This window comes from Rhodoferax antarcticus ANT.BR (genome assembly GCF_001938565.1).
Taxonomy (GTDB): Bacteria; Pseudomonadota; Gammaproteobacteria; order Burkholderiales; family Burkholderiaceae_C; genus Rhodoferax; species Rhodoferax antarcticus.
This window is the reverse complement of sequence record NZ_MSYM01000001.1, coordinates 189,117-205,086: the sequence shown is the minus strand read 5'-3', so window position 1 is coordinate 205,086 and position 15,970 is coordinate 189,117. Positions and strand designations below refer to the sequence as shown.

Here is a 15,970-nt window from a genome sequence, read left to right as displayed (position 1 = left end):
TCCACATTTTGGCAACATTCAACGCCTGAAAAAAGTTGAAATATCTTTGCTGAACAATGCTCTTACTGATAGCATTGAAGTGATTTCTTAAGACAAGCTCTATTTTTGTCGTATCAAACAGGGGACCATGTTGCTTTCTTTGGACTCGTTATTCAGCCGTCAACCTGCAGCCATGCTGGGCCTGGACGTTAGTTCGTCCAGCGTCAAACTGGTGGAGTTGGGTCAGGACAGGGCCGGTCGCTTGGTTTTGGAGAATTGCGCCATCGTTCCTCTGGAGCGAGGTTGGATCACCGATGGCAACATCGAAAAATTCGACGAAGTCGCTGACGCCGTGCGTCGGCTGATTAAAAAAAGCGGCACCAAAACCAGAAACGTCGCCATGGCGTTGCCGCCTTCAGCGGTGATCACCAAAAAAATTGTTCTGCCAGGTGGTATGTCTGACCAGGAGCTTGAGCTGCAGGTGGAGACCGAGGCCAGTCAATACATCCCTTTTCCGCTGGACGAGGTGAGCCTGGATTTTTGTATCGTTGGGCCGACCGCGAATGCTTCAGGTGATGTTGAGGTGCTGATTGCGGCTTCGCGGCGTGAGAAAGTGCAAGACATCCAGGGGTTGGCCGAGGCGTCAGGGTTAAAGCCGGTGATTGTCGATGTGGAGTCATATGCTTCGCGCCTGGCGACGAGTCGAATTATTGCCAACCTGCCCAACAAAGGTGTGGACAGCATCGTGGCACTGTTCGAGGTGGGTGCCATGACCACCAGCATGCAGGTGATCCGCAATGATGAGGTGTTGTATGACCGGGATCAGGCGTTTGGTGGCGCCCAGCTCACCCAGATGATCATCCGGCAGTATGGTTTTTCCCAGGAAGAGGCCGAGAGCAAAAAGCGCACCGGTGAGCTCCCTGACGACTACAAAACGGTGATTTTGCAGCCCTTTATTGACAGCTTGGTGCAAGAGGTGGCGCGAGCGATGCAGTTTTTCTTCACCAGCACCACCCACAACAAGGTGGACATGGTCATGTTGGCCGGCGGCTCGGCCTCACTGCCGGGGCTGACCGCAGCCGTGACCCAGCAGACCGGGTTTGCGTGTGTGGTGGTCAATCCGTTTGAAGGCATGGAAATTTCTGACAACATTCGGATTAACAAGATGGAGCGGGAGGCGCCTTCTTACCTGACCTCATGCGGTCTGGCTTTGCGGAGATTTCTGCAGTGATACTGATCAACCTACTTCCGCACCGGGAAGCTGCCCGTAAGCGTCGCAAGGACATGTTTAACGCTGGTTTGGGGTTGTCGGCCCTGGCTGGTGGTTTGGTTGCAGGCTTGATCTTTCTCTGGTTTCAGTCACAGATTTCTGACCAGCAGGATAAAAATCAGATTTTGAAGAGTCAGATCACTGAATTTGATCGCCAGATCAAGGATATTGCCGGGTTGGAGTCTGAGATCGCCGCCTTGCGTGCGCGCCAGCAGGCGGTAGAAGATTTGCAGGCTGATCGCAACATGCCGGTTCACTTGCTGACCGAACTGGTCAAACAGCTGCCCGAAGGGGTCTACATCAACAGCATGCGCCAGGAAGGTCAAAATGTGGTGCTTCAGGGTGTGGCCCAATCCAACGAGCGGGTCTCCGAGTTGCTACGCAACCTGAGCTCTCAGTCAGTATGGCTCACACAACCGGACTTGATCGAAATTGTGGCGGGCTCAGTCAGCGTGTCACCACGTGATCAGCGTCGGGTGGCGAATTTCAAGATCAATGTCAAGCTCGTGCGCGCTGGTGAGGTAGAAAACAAGGCTTCAGTTGCAGCAACAGCAGGCACGCCAGTCAATCCGGTGTTGGCTGCATCATTTTCCGTGGCAAGGTAACGGTACGAACCATGGCAAAGTCCCCCAACGTTTCTGTTGATATCAAGTCCTGGTTTGAAGACGCTTCAGCCCAGTTTCGCAACCTAGACAGCAAAGATCCATCAAGCTGGCCGCAACTGCCGCGCTACGCTATGTTCTTGGCGATTGCGGCGGTGTTGGTGGTGATGTTGTGGTTTTTGTGGCTGAGCGACTCCAAGGACGAACTCATTGCCGAGCAGGAGCAGGAGCTCAAACTCCGTGATGAATACAAGGTCAAGCTGGCCAAGGCTGTGAACTTGGACGCCCTGAAAAAGCAGCGAGAACAGGTGCAGCAATATGTGACTCAGTTAGAAAAGCAACTTCCCAGCAAGGCGGAGATGGATGCCTTGCTGTCTGACATCAATCAGGCTGGGCTGGGTAGAAGTTTGCAGTTTGATTTGTTCAGGCCTGGCCAAGTCACCGTCAGGGAGTATTACGCCGAGTTGCCGATTTCGGTGCGAGTGACCGGCAGGTACCACGACATCGGCGCCTTTGCTGCCGATATTTCCAATTTGTCGCGAATCGTGACCCTCAACAGCATCGCGATCGTGCCTGCTAAAGACGGTGTTTTGGGTATGGATGCTGTTGCCAAAACGTTCCGCTATCTCGATGCGCAAGAAATCAGCGCACAGCGCAAAGCAGCACCCGCTGGAGTTCAAAAATGAGGCGTCTGCGCTGGGTTCCTGTTTTTTTGTTGCCGCTAACTTTGCTGGTGGCCTGTTCTTCAGCGTCTGAGGAGGAGCTGCGTGACTGGATGGTGCAGCAGAAGAGTCAGACTTTCCCCAAAGTCGTGCCTTTGTCGGAGCCGAAGCAGTTCAAGCCAGAAAATTACACGGAAACGACTGAGTTTGACGCGTTTAACCCCAAAAAGCTCACGCTGGCCCTGAGGAAAGACTCGGAACAAGCGTCGTCCAACGCAGCGCTGCTTGAGCCTGAACTGGCTCGGCGCAAAGACCCGCTGGAAGAGTTTCCTCTGGACACGATCGCACTGGTAGGCAGTCTGGTACGGGGCGGTCAGCCAGTTGCGCTGGTGACGGTGGGCAAATTGTTGTATCAGATGCGTCTGGGTGATCATTTGGGACAGAACTATGGTCGCATAACCAAGATCGTTGAGACAGAAGTCACCCTGCGTGAAATCGTTCAGGACGCAGCAGGTGAGTGGATTGAACGCACTGCGTCATTGCAGTTGCAAGAGAGGTCAAAATGAAATCCCCACATCACTATCGTTTGGGCAAGTTGGGCAAGCTGGGTAGTCGGGCTTGGTTGGTCGCGGGCTTTTTATTGGCCGCTGCAGCGGCACAAGCCCAAACGGCCATCCAAGCTGTCACCGGTTCTTTGCAAGGCGGAGCAGAAATCGTCAAGATTGATCTCAGCGATGTTTTGCCAGCACTGCCGAACGGGTTTTCCATTCAATCGCCAGCTAGGATTGCGCTTGATTTCCCTGGCGTGGTGAGTGCCATGGGTCGCTCCACTATCGACATCAATCAGGGAAATTTGAAGTCTGTCAGCGTGGTTCAGGCGGGTGACCGCACGCGTGTGGTGCTGAATTTGAAGCAGTACACCGCCTACAAAACCCAGATTCAAGGCAAGTCACTCTATGTTTCTCTGGATCCAGTCGCCAGCACTGCCCCAGCAGAGGCTCCGAAGGTGTTTGCCGAGAATTTGAACCGTGATGCCCTGCCTTTACGGGATCTGGATTTCCGCCGCGGTGAGGATGCGTCAGGGCGGGTCGTCGTGTCGCTAGCCAACGACCAGGTGGGTGTCGATATCCGCCAGCAAGGGCAGACGCTGGTGGTTGAGTTCATGAAAACCACCTTGCCGGAAGGACTGCGCAGGCGTCTGGACGTGGCCGATTTCGGCACGCCGGTGAAAACTATCACGACATTCCAGAGCGGTGACCGGGTGCGCATGGTCATTGAGCCACAGGGCGACTGGGTCCACAGTGCTTACCAAAGCAATTCCCAATTTGTTGTGGAAGTCAAGCCGATCAAAGTGGATCCAACCAAGTTGACTCAAGGACCTGGTTACAGCGGCCAAAAACTGTCGCTGAACTTCCAGAATATCGAGGTGCGCTCGCTGTTGCAGGTGATTGCTGACTTCACCAACTTCAATGTGATCACCTCGGATTCTGTCAATGGTGCAGTCACCCTCAGATTGCAGGATGTCCCTTGGGATCAAGCGCTGGATATCATTTTGCAGGCCAAAGGGCTGGGTATGCGCAAGACCGGCAATGTGCTGTGGATTGCGCCCAAGGATGAAATCAATGCCAAGGAGAAGCTTGATCTCGAGTCTGCGGCAGCGTTGCAGAGCCTTGAGCCGCTACGTACACAGTCGTTTCAGATGAATTACACCAAGGCGGCAGAAGTGGCGGCGCAACTGACAGCAACTGGTGCTGGCGGACCTTCAGGCGCATCTGCTAGTTCGTCGCGCTTGCTGAGCCCTCGCGGCAGTGTGATTTCGGAGGCGCGCACCAATCAGCTTTTTGTGACTGATATTCCGTCGAAGCTCGAGCAGGTGCAACAACTGATTAGCAAGCTGGATATCCCGGTGCGTCAGGTCATGATTGAGGCGCGGATTGTGGAAGCGTCTGACACGTTTGGTAAATCGCTGGGGGTCAGGCTGGGCGGGCGTGCGGGCAATGCCGCCTCGGCAGTGGGCGATCCCGGAGGTGGCGTGACGATCGGATCGTCCTATGCTGACGGAAGTGCTGGCACGTTGTCGAACAGTTTTGTCAACTTCCCAGTGGCGGGTGGGGCGAGCATGGCTTTCTCCATTTTTAACTCGGCAGCAACGCGCTTTCTGAATCTTGAAATCTCGGCCTTGGAGGCGGACGGCAAGGGCAAGGTGATTTCCAGTCCGCGCGTGATCACAGCGGATCAAATCAAAGCTTTGATCGAACAGGGAACCGAATTCCCCTACCAGGTGGCTTCATCCAGCGGCGCGACATCGATTGCCTTCCGCAAAGCCAGTCTGAAACTGGAAGTCACGCCGCAGATCACGCCTGAAGGCGGCATTATTCTGGAGCTTGATGTCAACAAGGACACTCGGGGTATCAGCACGGATGCGGGTTATGCGATTGATACCAAGCACATCAAGACGCAGGTGTTGGTGGAAAACGGTGGCACGGTGGTGGTTGGCGGTATCTTTACCGAAGACCAAGTGGACACCATCGACAAGGTGCCATTCTTGGGTGACTTGCCGGGTGTGGGCAATCTGTTCAAGCGCACCGCCCGTTCTTCTGAAAAGCGTGAGATGCTGGTTTTCATCACACCCAGAGTACTCAACGACAAATTGGCTCGCTGACTTTTCGCGCTGATGCTTTAGACGCGGTTCTAAATTGACCATCAGTCTCATTGGCCTGCCCGGCTCTGGTAAAACTACGGTCGGGCGGCAACTATCCAGGCGATTGCAGGTGCCTTTTTTCGACTCGGACGCGGTGATTGAGCAGCAACTGGGCTGCTCAATCAGTGAGTTCTTTGAGCGCGAGGGTGAAGAGCGTTTCCGCGACATTGAGGCCAGGGTGATTGACGAGCTCACCCAAGTTCCCGAAGGCGTCTTGTCCACCGGAGGCGGCGCGGTGCTCAGACCTGAAAACCGGGCTCACCTGCACGCGCGCACCCAAGTCATTTACCTGAATTCTTCGCCTGACGATTTGTTCCGGCGGCTGCGCCACGATAAAAATAGGCCCCTGTTGCAAGTCGCCGACCCCTTGGGCAGGCTACGGGAACTGTATTTCCAGCGCGACCCGTTTTACCGGGAAACGGCTCACTTTCAGGTCGCAACTGGCCGCCCGTCGGTGTCAAGCCTGGTCAACATGATTTTGATGCAACTGGAATTGGGTGGTCGGGCTGCCCCGTCATAAAAGCCTCTAAACTCTGCGGCATGAAAGCTTCAGAACTGCAAACCGTCTCCATTGATCTGGCCGAGCGCAGCTATAACATCGCTATCCGTGGCTCGCTGTTTGACAACCCTTTAAGTTACGCCGAATTGCCCAAGGCGGGTGCGGCGTTGATCGTGACCAACACCACGGTCGGCCCGCTGTATGCCCAGCCTTTGAAAAAAGCCTTGGCCCCGCAGTATGCCCAGGTGCACACGGTGGTGCTGCCCGATGGCGAGGAATTCAAAACCTGGGAAAGCCTGAACCTGATTTTTGATGCCCTGCTCAGCCACGCTTGTGACCGCAAAACGACATTGTTTGCGCTAGGCGGCGGTGTGGTGGGTGACATGACCGGGTTTGCGGCCGCCAGTTACATGCGCGGCGTGCCGTTTGTGCAGGTGCCCACCACGCTGCTGGCGCAGGTGGATTCGTCGGTCGGCGGCAAAACGGCCATCAATCACCCGCTGGGCAAAAACATGATTGGCGCGTTTTACCAGCCGCTCAAGGTGGTGTGTGATCTCGATACCCTCAAAACGTTGCCACAGCGTGAACTCAGTGCCGGGTTGGCCGAGGTCATCAAATACGGGCCGATTGCCGATATGGACTTTTTCGCCTGGATCGAGGCAAATCTGGGCGCGATCCAGGCGCGTGAGTCGGCGGCGCTGGCGCACATTGTCAAGCGCAGCTGTGAAATCAAGGCTTGGGTGGTGGGGCAGGACGAGCGTGAGGCGGGTCTGCGCGCTATATTGAATTTTGGCCATACCTTCGGCCATGCGATTGAGGCTGGTCTGGGTTTTGGTGTCTGGCTGCACGGCGAGGCGGTGGGTTGCGGCATGGTCATGGCGGCGCAGCTTTCTGCGCGTCTGGGGCTGGTGGACGCCTTCTTTGTCAACCGTCTGACGCAACTGATTGCCAAAGCGGGTTTGCCCGTCAAAGCGCCGTTGCTCGATGTCGCGGATAACGCCGGACGTTACCTGTCGCTGATGCGCGTTGACAAAAAGGCGGAGGCCGGCGAGATCAAATTTGTATTGATCGACAAGCCCGGCCATGCCGTGGTGCGCGGTGCGCCCGACGATGTAGTGCGCCAGGTGATTGATGCCGGTTGCAAAGAATAATTATCAAAAATATAGCTGTCCGCGCTTTACCCATAAGGGCTAGAGGCATATTTTTTATACAAGATGCTGTTGGCTCCCTACGCCTGTGATCCGGCGCTCTCCAGGGGGCGGCGTTACCCTCAAGCACCGGCACCCACCCGGACCGAGTACCAACGCGACCGTGACCGCATTGTGCACAGTTCAGCGTTTCGGCGTTTGGTTTACAAGACACAGGTTTTTCTGAACCACGAAGGTGACCTGTTTCGTACCCGCCTGACACATTCGCTGGAGGTGGCGCAGCTGGGCCGCTCCATCGCGCGCTCACTGCAACTCAACGAAGACCTGGTCGAAGCCATTGCGCTGGCGCACGACGTGGGGCACACGCCCTTTGGCCACGCCGGGCAAGACGCCTTGAACGACTGCATGGCTGACTTTGGCGGCTTTGAGCACAACCTGCAAAGCCTGCGCATCGTCGACCATCTGGAAGAACGGTACCCCGAATTTGACGGTCTGAACCTGAGCTTTGAGACCCGCGAAGGCATTTTGAAACACTGCGCCCGCCGCCATGCCGAGCAGTTGGAGCTTCAGGAGCCGGGTGGGGTGGGGCAGCGGTTTCTGCAGCACCAGCAGCCCAGCCTGGAGGCGCAGCTGTGCAATCTGGCAGACGAAATCGCCTACAACGCGCATGACATTGACGACGGCGTGCGCTCCGGCCTGCTCACGCTGGACCAACTGCAGGCGGTGCCCTTGTTTGACCAGTTCAGGGTGCAAACGCTGGCGGACCACCCGCAGCTGGCCGAGAGCCACCAGGGACGGCGTTTGTTGTATGAAGCCATCCGTCGCATGCTCAGCAGTCAGGTGTACGACGTGATTGCCGCCACCCAATCTGCATTGAATGCGGCGCAGCCGCAGGATGTGCAAGCGGTACGCAACCTGGCGCCACTAGTGCAGTTTGGTGCCGAGATGCGTGACGAGTCGAAAGCGTTGAAGGCATTCTTGTTGCAACACCTGTACCGCCACCCCCAAGTGGCAGATACCATGGGCCAAGCGCAAGTGGTGGTGCGAGAGCTGTTTTCAGCTTACATGAACGTACCCGGCGAGATGGCCGAGCGCTACCAGCACCGCATCAGCCACACGGGCGTTGAAGACGCCGCGTTGCCCGCAGATCCACAGGCGCGCACGGCGCGGGTAGTGGCCGACTACATTGCGGGCATGACCGACCGCTTTGCGTTGCACGAACATGAGCGCATCACGGGTCAGCGCTTGTTGACCTGATGGTTTTGGCTATTTTTCGTACTGGCGCGCTACGGGTATTTCCGGCGCTGAGCCAAACAACAAGGTGATTTCCCATGATGGACGACAAAAGGGTGGTGGCCGACACCGTGGCTTGGCTGGAGCGCGCGGTGATCGGCCTGAACCTGTGCCCGTTTGCCAAGAGCGTTCACGTCAAGGGGCAGGTGCACTACGCGGTGTGCCGTGCCACCTCCGGAGAGGCTTTGCTGGCAGATCTGGTTGAAGAGCTAAAAGCACTGCTAGCCCTTGATGCTAAAGCGCGGGACACTACACTTTTCATAGTGCCAGACTATTTGCAGGACTTTTTGGACTTCAATGATTTTCTCGACCTGGCCGACCGTGCGCTGGTTGATCTTGAGCTCGATGGTGTGTTGCAAATCGCCTCGCTGCACCCGCACTACCAGTTTGCCGGCACCGCTGAAGACGACATCACCAATTTCACCAACCGCTCGCCGTACCCCACGCTGCATCTGCTGCGCGAGGACAGCATTGACCGTGCGGTGGCCGCCTTCCCCAACCCGGAGTCGATTTTCGAGACCAACATGCAGACCTTGCAGGCTCTAGGTAGAGCGGGCTGGCAAGCGCTGCAGGTGGGGCCAAGCACCACGCTTGCCACGGGTTGCCCGGTGGCCCATCCGCTTGACGTGGCATCATCAGACCATGACGCCGCCAAACACTGATCTTCCCCGCTCACCCAAAAGCGTTAGGCACCAGGCTACTCACAAGGGCGCAGCGAAAGGGGCGAACGCCATCGCAGCGAACCCCTTGGCCGATGAACTGCGCCCTGGCCAGTCTGTCGAACTGCTCAAAGAGCTGCATATCCTGACCCGCGAGGGCAAGCTTAACCAAGACTCGCGGCGCAAGCTCAAGCAGGTGGTTCACCTCTATCAGTTCATTGAAAAGCTGCTGCTGGAGTTGGCTGATGCGCCCTTGTTGCCATCCAAAGGGGCAGGGGCTACGGCTGAGCCTGACCAGGTCGGGTCTTTGCCACCTGGCATCACGCTGGCTGACCATGGCGCGGGCAAGTCGTATCTGGGCTTCATTCTTTACGACCTGTTTTTCAGGCAGCGCAGCCAAGGCCATATCTACGGCATCGAGTCGCGCGCCGAGTTGGTACAAAAGTCCACCGAGCTGGCCGAGCGCTTGGGCTTTGAGCGCATGTCGTTCATCAACCTGACGGTGGCGCAGTCCGCGCAATCTGCTTGCCTGCCCGAGCGTATTGACCTGGTCACCGCACTGCATGCGTGTGACACCGCCACTGACGACGCCATCGCCTTTGGTTTGCAAAAACAGGCGCGGGCTATGGTGCTGGTGCCGTGCTGTCAGGCCGAAGTGGCGCGGGTGCTGAGCCAGCACAAGGCGCTGTCGTTGTCGCGCACGCCGCTGGCAGAATTGTGGCGCCACCCCTTGCACACCCGCGAGATGGGCAGCCAGATTACCAATGTGCTGCGCTGCCTGTATTTGGAGGCGTGTGGTTACCAAGTCACCGTGACCGAACTGGTGGGCTGGGAACACAGCATGAAAAACGAACTCATCATCGCCCGCTACACCGGTCAAAAAAAGCGCGCCAGCGCTGAGCGCCTGCGGGCTTTGCTGACTGAGTTTGGCCTGCTGTCCCTGCTTCACACGCGCTTTACTTCCTTGTCGGAAAATATGCCGCCTGTGGCTGCACAGTAGACCTTTTTGAACGATTGAAATTTTTAGGAGATGCTCATGAAAGCTTTCACGAAGTTAAGTTTGTCTGGCGCTCTGGTGCTGGCTTTGGGGGCGTGCGCCACCAGCAGCCCGGATGTGATCCAACGCGGGGATGCGCAACGCATGTCCCAGGTGCAGGACGGCGTGTTGTTGTCGATTCGTAGCGTCACCGTGGACGGCAGCCAGAGCGGTATTGGCGCGGGAGTGGGCGGGGTGACCGGTGCGGTGGCGGGTGCCAGCCGTGGCGCTGGAGGCGCCGAGAGCCAAGTGATTGGTTTGCTGGTCGGTGTGGCAGGCGCGGTAGCGGGCAACACGATTGAGCGCATGGCCACCCGCGAACAGGCCAACGAGTTGCTGATTCAACTCAGAGGCGGCGAGCGCCGTGCCGTCGTCCAGGCCAAGGGCAGCGAAACGCTGGTACCCGGTGATTCGGTGATCATTGTCACTACCGGTGGCAAGGTGCGCGTCACCAAGGCGCCGCGCTAAGCTGCCTTCACTCGTCGTCGCATTGCGATCTCCATGGCGCGACTGCCACGCCTGACGCTGCCGGGTTACGCGCACCACGTGATTCAGCGCGGAAACAACCGCCAGACTGTCTTCGCGTCACCTGCAGATCACCAGTTTCTGCTGGACTTACTGGCAGAGTATGCCGCCAAGTTTGAGGTGCTCATCCATGCCTACGTGCTGATGAGCAACCACTTTCACCTGCTGGTCACCCCGCAGACTGGGCAAGGGTTGCCGCTAATGATGCAGGCGCTGGGTCGACGTTATGTGCGCTATTTCAATAACGCGCAGCAACGCACCGGCACCTTGTGGGAGGGGCGCTACAAGTCCACCGTGATCCAGTCGGAGCGCTATTTGCTGGCCTGCATGGCCTACATTGACCTCAACCCGGTGCGCGCCGGGCTGGTTCCACAGCCGCAGGACCACCCCTGGTCCAGCCATGCTCACTATGTGGGCCTGCGCTGCGACCGCTTGGTCAAGCCGCACGCACTCTATTGGGAACTCGGCAACACGCCGTTTGCCCGCGAGGCCGCTTATGCCGAACTGGTGCAAAGTGGCATCAATCCAGTGCAACAGCAGGCGCTGACGGATGCCACTCTGAGCGGTTGGGCGTTAGGTGAGCCGGATTTTGTGTTTGATTTGCAAAAGCGCACCGAACGCCGGGTCAGTAAAGTGAACGCTGGGCGACCCGCTCTAATGCCTTAGTTATATAAGAAATAGGCCTCTAGACCTTATGGATAAAGCGCTAGTAGCTATATATTTTGATATGTCCCTAAATTTAAGAAAATTCAAATAACTTTGATTTAATTGGAATCTGACCCCAATTAAATTTATTGGCATGGGTGTTGCAATGCGTTAAAGTTCACTCTTTCGTTATTTTAGGAGCGCGCCCCATGACGACGGCAGCAGAGATCTCGCATCTCCAAGACCACGGTTTGTATTCTTCCACGCAGGAGCACGACGCCTGCGGCGTTGGTTTTGTTGCCCACATCAAAGGCGTCAAGTCGCACGACATTGTGAAGAATGCACTGCAGATTCTGGAAAACCTCGATCACCGGGGAGCGGTGGGTGCTGACAAGCTGATGGGCGATGGCGCTGGCATTCTGATCCAGTTGCCCGACGCGTTGTACCGGGAAGAAATGGCCGCCGCTGGCGTGACCCTGCCGCCGCCGGGCGAATACGGGGTGGGCATGGTGTTTTTGCCCAAGGAGCACGCCAGCCGCCTGGCTTGCGAGCAGGAACTGGCGCGCGCGGTGAAGGCCGAAGGTCAGGTGCTGCTGGGTTGGCGCGATGTGCCGGTGAACCGTGAGATGCCGATGTCGCCGACTGTGCGCAAAAAAGAGCCGGTGTTGCGCCAGATCTTTATTGGCCGTGGTGCCGATGTGATCGTGCAGGACGCCCTGGAGCGCAAGCTGTATGTGATCCGCAAGACCGCCAGTGCGCACATTCAGGCGCTGAAGCTTAAGCACAGCAAAGAATATTACGTTCCCAGCATGTCCAGCCGCACGGTCATTTACAAGGGTTTGCTGCTGGCAGATCAGGTGGGGACTTATTTCCTGGACCTGCTGGACCCGCGTTGTGTGTCGGCCCTGGGGCTGGTGCACCAGCGCTTTTCCACCAACACCTTCCCCGAGTGGCCGCTGTCGCACCCCTACCGCTATGTGGCCCACAACGGTGAAATCAACACCATCAAAGGTAACTACAACTGGATGAAGGCCCGCGAAGGCGTAATGAGTTCACCGGTGCTGGGTGATGATTTGAAAAAGCTCTACCCGATCAGCTTTCCTGACCAGTCCGACACCGCCACCTTTGACAACTGCCTCGAATTGCTCACCATGGCGGGCTACCCAATCAGCCAGGCGGTGATGATGATGATTCCCGAGCCCTGGGAGCAAAACACCGGTATGGACGAGCGCCGCCGCGCGTTTTACGAATACCACGCTGCCATGTTGGAGCCGTGGGACGGCCCGGCCAGCATCGTTTTCACCGATGGGCGCCAAATTGGTGCCACGCTGGACCGCAACGGCCTGCGCCCCTCGCGTTACTGCATCACCGAAGACGATCTGGTGGTCATGGCCTCAGAGTCCGGCGTGTTGCCGTTCCCGGAGCACAAGATCATTCGCAAATGGCGCCTGCAGCCGGGCAAGATGTTCATGATCGACCTAGAGCAGGGTCGGATGGTGGAGGACGAAGAGCTCAAGTCCAGCCTGGCCAACAGCAAGCCCTACAAGCAGTGGATTGAAAACCTGCGGATTCGTCTGAGCGACCTGCCTGGTGGCGGCGAGCCAGCCAGTGCGGACGAGTCGGTGAGCACCTTGCTGGACCGCCAGCAAGCTTTTGGCTTCACGCAGGAAGACATCAAGTTCCTGATTGCCCCGATGGCCGCCAACGGCGAAGAAGCCCTTGGCTCCATGGGCAACGACAGCCCGCTGGCCGTGTTGTCGGATAAAAACAAGCCGTTGTACAACTACTTCAAGCAGTTGTTCGCCCAGGTCACCAACCCGCCGATCGACCCGATCCGCGAAGCGATCGTGATGAGCCTCAACAGCTTCATTGGCCCCAAGCCGAATCTGCTGGACATCAACCAGGTCAACCCGCCGCTGCGTCTGGAAGTTAACCAGCCGGTGCTGGATTTTGCCGATATGGCCAAGCTGCGTGACATTGCCAAACACACGCAGGGCAAGTTCCGCAGCTACATGCTGGATATCACCTACCCGCTGGCCTGGGGTCGTGAAGGTGTAGAAGCCAAGCTGGCGTCGCTGTGCGCTGAGGCGGTGGATGCCATCAAGGGCGGCCACAACATCCTGATCATCAGTGACCGCGCCATGAATGCCACCCAGGTGGCGATTCCGGCGCTGTTGTCGCTCTCCGCTATCCACCAGCATTTGGTGCGTGAAGGGCTTCGCACCACCGCTGGCTTGGTGGTTGAAACCGGCTCGGCGCGTGAAGTGCACCACTTTGGTGTGCTCGCAGGCTACGGTGCCGAGGCTGTTCACCCCTACCTGGCTCTGGAAACCCTGGCCAGCATCTGCAAGGACCTGCCAGGTGACCTGAGCGCTGACAAAGCCATCTACAACTACATCAAGGCAGTGGGCAAGGGCTTGTCAAAGATCATGTCGAAGATGGGTGTTTCCACCTACATGAGCTATTGCGGAGCGCAGCTGTTTGAGGTCATCGGTCTGTCGACGCCAACCGTTGACAAATACTTTACTGGCACCCCCACCCGCGTCGAAGGCATCAGCGTGTTCGAGATTGCCGAAGAAGCCATTCGCCGCCACAAGGAAGCGTTTGGGGCCGACCCGGTGCTGGCGAACCGGCTCGATGCCGGTGGTGAATACGCCTGGCGCGTCCGCGGCGAGGAACACATGTGGACGCCCGACGCGATTGCCAAGCTGCAGCACAGCACCCGCGCCAACAACTGGAACACCTACAAGGAGTACGCCCAGATCGTGAACGACCAGAGCAAGCGCCACATGACGCTGCGTGGCCTGTTTGAATTCAAGATTGACCCTGCCAAAGCCATTGCACTGGACGAAGTTGAGTCAGCGAAAGAAATCGTCAAGCGTTTCGCCACCGGCGCCATGTCGCTGGGCTCCATTTCCACCGAGGCGCATGCCACGCTTGCCGTCGCCATGAACCGCATTGGCGGCAAGAGCAACACCGGTGAGGGCGGTGAAGACCCGGCGCGCTACCGTAACGAGCTCAAAGGCATCCCGATCAAACTGGGCGACACCTTGAAGAGCGTGATTGGCGCCGACGTGGTGGAAGTGGATATGCCACTGCAAGCGGGTGACTCGTTGCGCTCGCGCATCAAGCAAGTGGCCTCCGGGCGCTTTGGCGTTACCGCCGAATACCTCAGCAGTGCTGACCAGATCCAGATCAAGATGGCGCAGGGCGCCAAGCCCGGCGAGGGCGGGCAGCTGCCCGGTGGCAAGGTGTCGGAATACATTGGCAGGCTGCGCTATTCGGTCCCCGGAGTGGGCCTGATTTCGCCCCCACCACACCATGATATTTACTCGATTGAAGACTTGGCGCAGCTGATCCATGACCTGAAAAACGTCGCCCCGCACAGTTCGGTTTCTGTCAAGCTGGTGTCTGAAATTGGCGTTGGCACCATCGCCGCTGGCGTCGCCAAATGCAAGGCAGACCATGTGGTGATTGCCGGGCATGATGGTGGCACAGGTGCCTCGCCTTGGTCGTCGATCAAACATGCCGGTAGCCCGTGGGAAATTGGTCTGGCTGAAACCCAGCAAACGTTGGTCTTAAACCGCCTGCGCAGCCGCATCCGGGTGCAGACCGACGGCCAGATGAAGACCGGCCGCGACGTCGTCATTGGCGCGCTGCTGGGCGCTGATGAGTTCGGCTTTGCCACCGCGCCGCTGGTGGTGGAGGGCTGCATCATGATGCGCAAATGCCACCTCAATACCTGCCCGGTGGGTGTCGCGACACAAGACCCGGTGTTGCGCCAGAAGTTCTCGGGCAAGCCCGAGCATGTGGTGAACTACTTCTTCTTCATCGCCGAAGAAGTGCGTCTGATCATGGCGCAACTGGGCATCCGCAAGTTTGACGACATGATTGGCCGTGCCGATTTGCTCGACATGCGCGCCGGTATCCACCACTGGAAAGCCAGCGGCCTGGACTTCAGCCGCCTGTTTGCCATGCCTGCGGTAGCCGCAGACGTGCCCAAGTTCCACACCGAAACCCAGGAGCACGGCCTAGAGAAATCCCTGGACAACCTGCTGATTGCCAAGTCACGCTCGGCGATTGACAAAGGCGAGCGGGTGAAATTCATGGAGGTCGCGCGCAATGTCAACCGCTCGGTGGGCGCTATGTTGTCCGGTGCGGTCACCAAAGTTCACCCCGAAGGCTTGCCCGACGACACCATCCACATCCAGTTGGAGGGCACCGGCGGCCAGTCCTTTGGTGCGTTTCTGTGCCGCGGCATCACGCTGTATTTGATGGGCGACGCCAACGATTACACCGGTAAGGGCCTGTCTGGCGGCCGCGTGGTGGTGCGCCCGAGTATCGACTTCCGTGGTGACGCCATCAACAACACCATCGTCGGCAACACGGTGATGTTTGGCGCCACCAGCGGCGAAGCGTTCTTCAGCGGCGTGGCCGGTGAGCGCTTTGCGGTGCGCCTATCTGGTGCGACAGCGGTGGTGGAGGGCACGGGCGACCACGGTTGCGAGTACATGACCGGTGGCACCGTGGCGGTGCTGGGCAAGACCGGGCGCAATTTTGCCGCAGGCATGAGTGGTGGTGTTGCCTACGTTTTTGATGAAGACGGCCAGTTCGCCAAGCGCTGCAACACCGCCATGGTGGCGTTGGAAAAAGTGCTGACTGTGGCCGAGCAGCAGACCGGTATCAATGAAAAACTCTGGCACCGCGGGCTGGCAGACGAGGTGCAGCTCAAGAAACTGCTGGAAGACCACAACCGTTGGACCGGCAGCAAGCGCGCGCGCGAATTGCTGGATAACTGGGACATCAGCCGTCAGAAGTTCGTCAAGGTGTTCCCGCTGGAATACAAACGTGCCTTGGCTGAGATACAGGCAAGAAAAGAGGCCCTAGCCCTTATAGAACATGCGTCGATTGCTATTGAAAAAGTAGCATTTAAAGTCTGACGTCAATCAAC

General features: G+C 57.7%; 13 protein-coding genes. All 13 read left to right on the top strand.

All coding sequences use genetic code 11. From position 1 onward, the window contains the following. Positions 1–130 precede the first annotated feature (130 nt). Positions 131–1,210, top strand: coding sequence for a pilus assembly protein PilM (locus BLL52_RS01060; RefSeq protein WP_075584950.1), 1,080 nt, complete (start codon positions 131–133; stop codon positions 1,208–1,210). Continuing rightward, positions 1,207–1,854 (top strand): PilN domain-containing protein, encoded by a 648-nt coding sequence (locus BLL52_RS01055; protein ID WP_075584951.1) that lies wholly within the window; start codon positions 1,207–1,209, stop codon positions 1,852–1,854. Before BLL52_RS01060 ends, BLL52_RS01055 begins: the two co-directional genes overlap by 4 nt. Before the next feature lie 11 nt (positions 1,855–1,865). After that, complete coding sequence (locus BLL52_RS01050) at positions 1,866–2,537, top strand: type IV pilus inner membrane component PilO (RefSeq protein WP_075584881.1); 672 nt, start codon at positions 1,866–1,868, stop codon at positions 2,535–2,537. Beyond that, positions 2,534–3,079: a pilus assembly protein PilP gene (locus BLL52_RS01045; protein WP_075584880.1), complete on the top strand. Its 546-nt coding sequence runs from the start codon at positions 2,534–2,536 to the stop codon at positions 3,077–3,079. Before BLL52_RS01050 ends, BLL52_RS01045 begins: the two co-directional genes overlap by 4 nt. After that, positions 3,076–5,175, top strand: coding sequence for a type IV pilus secretin PilQ (locus tag BLL52_RS01040; protein ID WP_083633709.1), 2,100 nt, complete (start codon positions 3,076–3,078; stop codon positions 5,173–5,175). The genes BLL52_RS01045 and BLL52_RS01040 overlap by 4 nt, the downstream gene beginning before the upstream one ends. A gap of 34 nt (positions 5,176–5,209) precedes the next feature. After that, positions 5,210–5,734 carry a shikimate kinase gene (locus tag BLL52_RS01035; protein WP_075584879.1) on the top strand — a complete coding sequence of 175 codons (525 nt, stop codon included), beginning with the start codon at positions 5,210–5,212 and terminating at the stop codon, positions 5,732–5,734. Positions 5,735–5,754: 20 nt separating this feature from the next. Then, on the top strand, positions 5,755–6,864 hold the full coding sequence (aroB, locus tag BLL52_RS01030) for a 3-dehydroquinate synthase (protein WP_075584878.1): 1,110 nt from the start codon (positions 5,755–5,757) through the stop codon (positions 6,862–6,864). Between the two features lie 63 nt (positions 6,865–6,927). Beyond that, positions 6,928–8,118 (top strand): deoxyguanosinetriphosphate triphosphohydrolase, encoded by a 1,191-nt coding sequence (locus BLL52_RS01025; RefSeq protein ID WP_075584877.1) that lies wholly within the window; start codon positions 6,928–6,930, stop codon positions 8,116–8,118. A 74-nt stretch (positions 8,119–8,192) separates the two neighbouring features. Then, a complete protein-coding gene (locus tag BLL52_RS01020; protein WP_075584876.1) occupies positions 8,193–8,816 on the top strand; it encodes a DUF1415 domain-containing protein in 624 nt (207 codons plus the stop codon). Continuing rightward, positions 8,797–9,813 (top strand): class I SAM-dependent methyltransferase, encoded by a 1,017-nt coding sequence (locus BLL52_RS01015; RefSeq protein ID WP_083633708.1) that lies wholly within the window; start codon positions 8,797–8,799, stop codon positions 9,811–9,813. The genes BLL52_RS01020 and BLL52_RS01015 overlap by 20 nt, the downstream gene beginning before the upstream one ends. Positions 9,814–9,849: 36 nt before the next feature. Continuing rightward, positions 9,850–10,317, top strand: a complete 468-nt coding sequence (locus tag BLL52_RS01010; RefSeq protein WP_075584947.1) for an outer membrane lipoprotein — start codon at positions 9,850–9,852, stop codon at positions 10,315–10,317. A 33-nt stretch (positions 10,318–10,350) separates the two neighbouring features. Beyond that, on the top strand, positions 10,351–11,040 hold the full coding sequence (locus tag BLL52_RS01005; protein ID WP_075584875.1) for an REP-associated tyrosine transposase: 690 nt from the start codon (positions 10,351–10,353) through the stop codon (positions 11,038–11,040). 188 nt (positions 11,041–11,228) lie between these two features. Next, positions 11,229–15,959 carry a glutamate synthase-related protein gene (locus BLL52_RS01000; RefSeq protein WP_075584874.1) on the top strand — a complete coding sequence of 1,577 codons (4,731 nt, stop codon included), beginning with the start codon at positions 11,229–11,231 and terminating at the stop codon, positions 15,957–15,959. Positions 15,960–15,970: the final 11 nt, after the last annotated feature.

Coding starts and splice junctions, on each gene's coding strand:
- BLL52_RS01050 (WP_075584881.1), top strand. CDS start 1,866: ATGGCAAAGTCCCCCAACGTTTCTGTTGATATCAAGTCCTGGTTTGAA.
- BLL52_RS01045 (WP_075584880.1), top strand. CDS start 2,534: ATGAGGCGTCTGCGCTGGGTTCCTGTTTTTTTGTTGCCGCTAACTTTG.
- BLL52_RS01040 (WP_083633709.1), top strand. CDS start 3,076: ATGAAATCCCCACATCACTATCGTTTGGGCAAGTTGGGCAAGCTGGGT.
- aroB (WP_075584878.1), top strand. CDS start 5,755: ATGAAAGCTTCAGAACTGCAAACCGTCTCCATTGATCTGGCCGAGCGC.
- BLL52_RS01025 (WP_075584877.1), top strand. CDS start 6,928: ATGCTGTTGGCTCCCTACGCCTGTGATCCGGCGCTCTCCAGGGGGCGG.
- BLL52_RS01020 (WP_075584876.1), top strand. CDS start 8,193: ATGATGGACGACAAAAGGGTGGTGGCCGACACCGTGGCTTGGCTGGAG.
- BLL52_RS01015 (WP_083633708.1), top strand. CDS start 8,797: ATGACGCCGCCAAACACTGATCTTCCCCGCTCACCCAAAAGCGTTAGG.
- BLL52_RS01010 (WP_075584947.1), top strand. CDS start 9,850: ATGAAAGCTTTCACGAAGTTAAGTTTGTCTGGCGCTCTGGTGCTGGCT.
- BLL52_RS01005 (WP_075584875.1), top strand. CDS start 10,351: ATGGCGCGACTGCCACGCCTGACGCTGCCGGGTTACGCGCACCACGTG.
- BLL52_RS01000 (WP_075584874.1), top strand. CDS start 11,229: ATGACGACGGCAGCAGAGATCTCGCATCTCCAAGACCACGGTTTGTAT.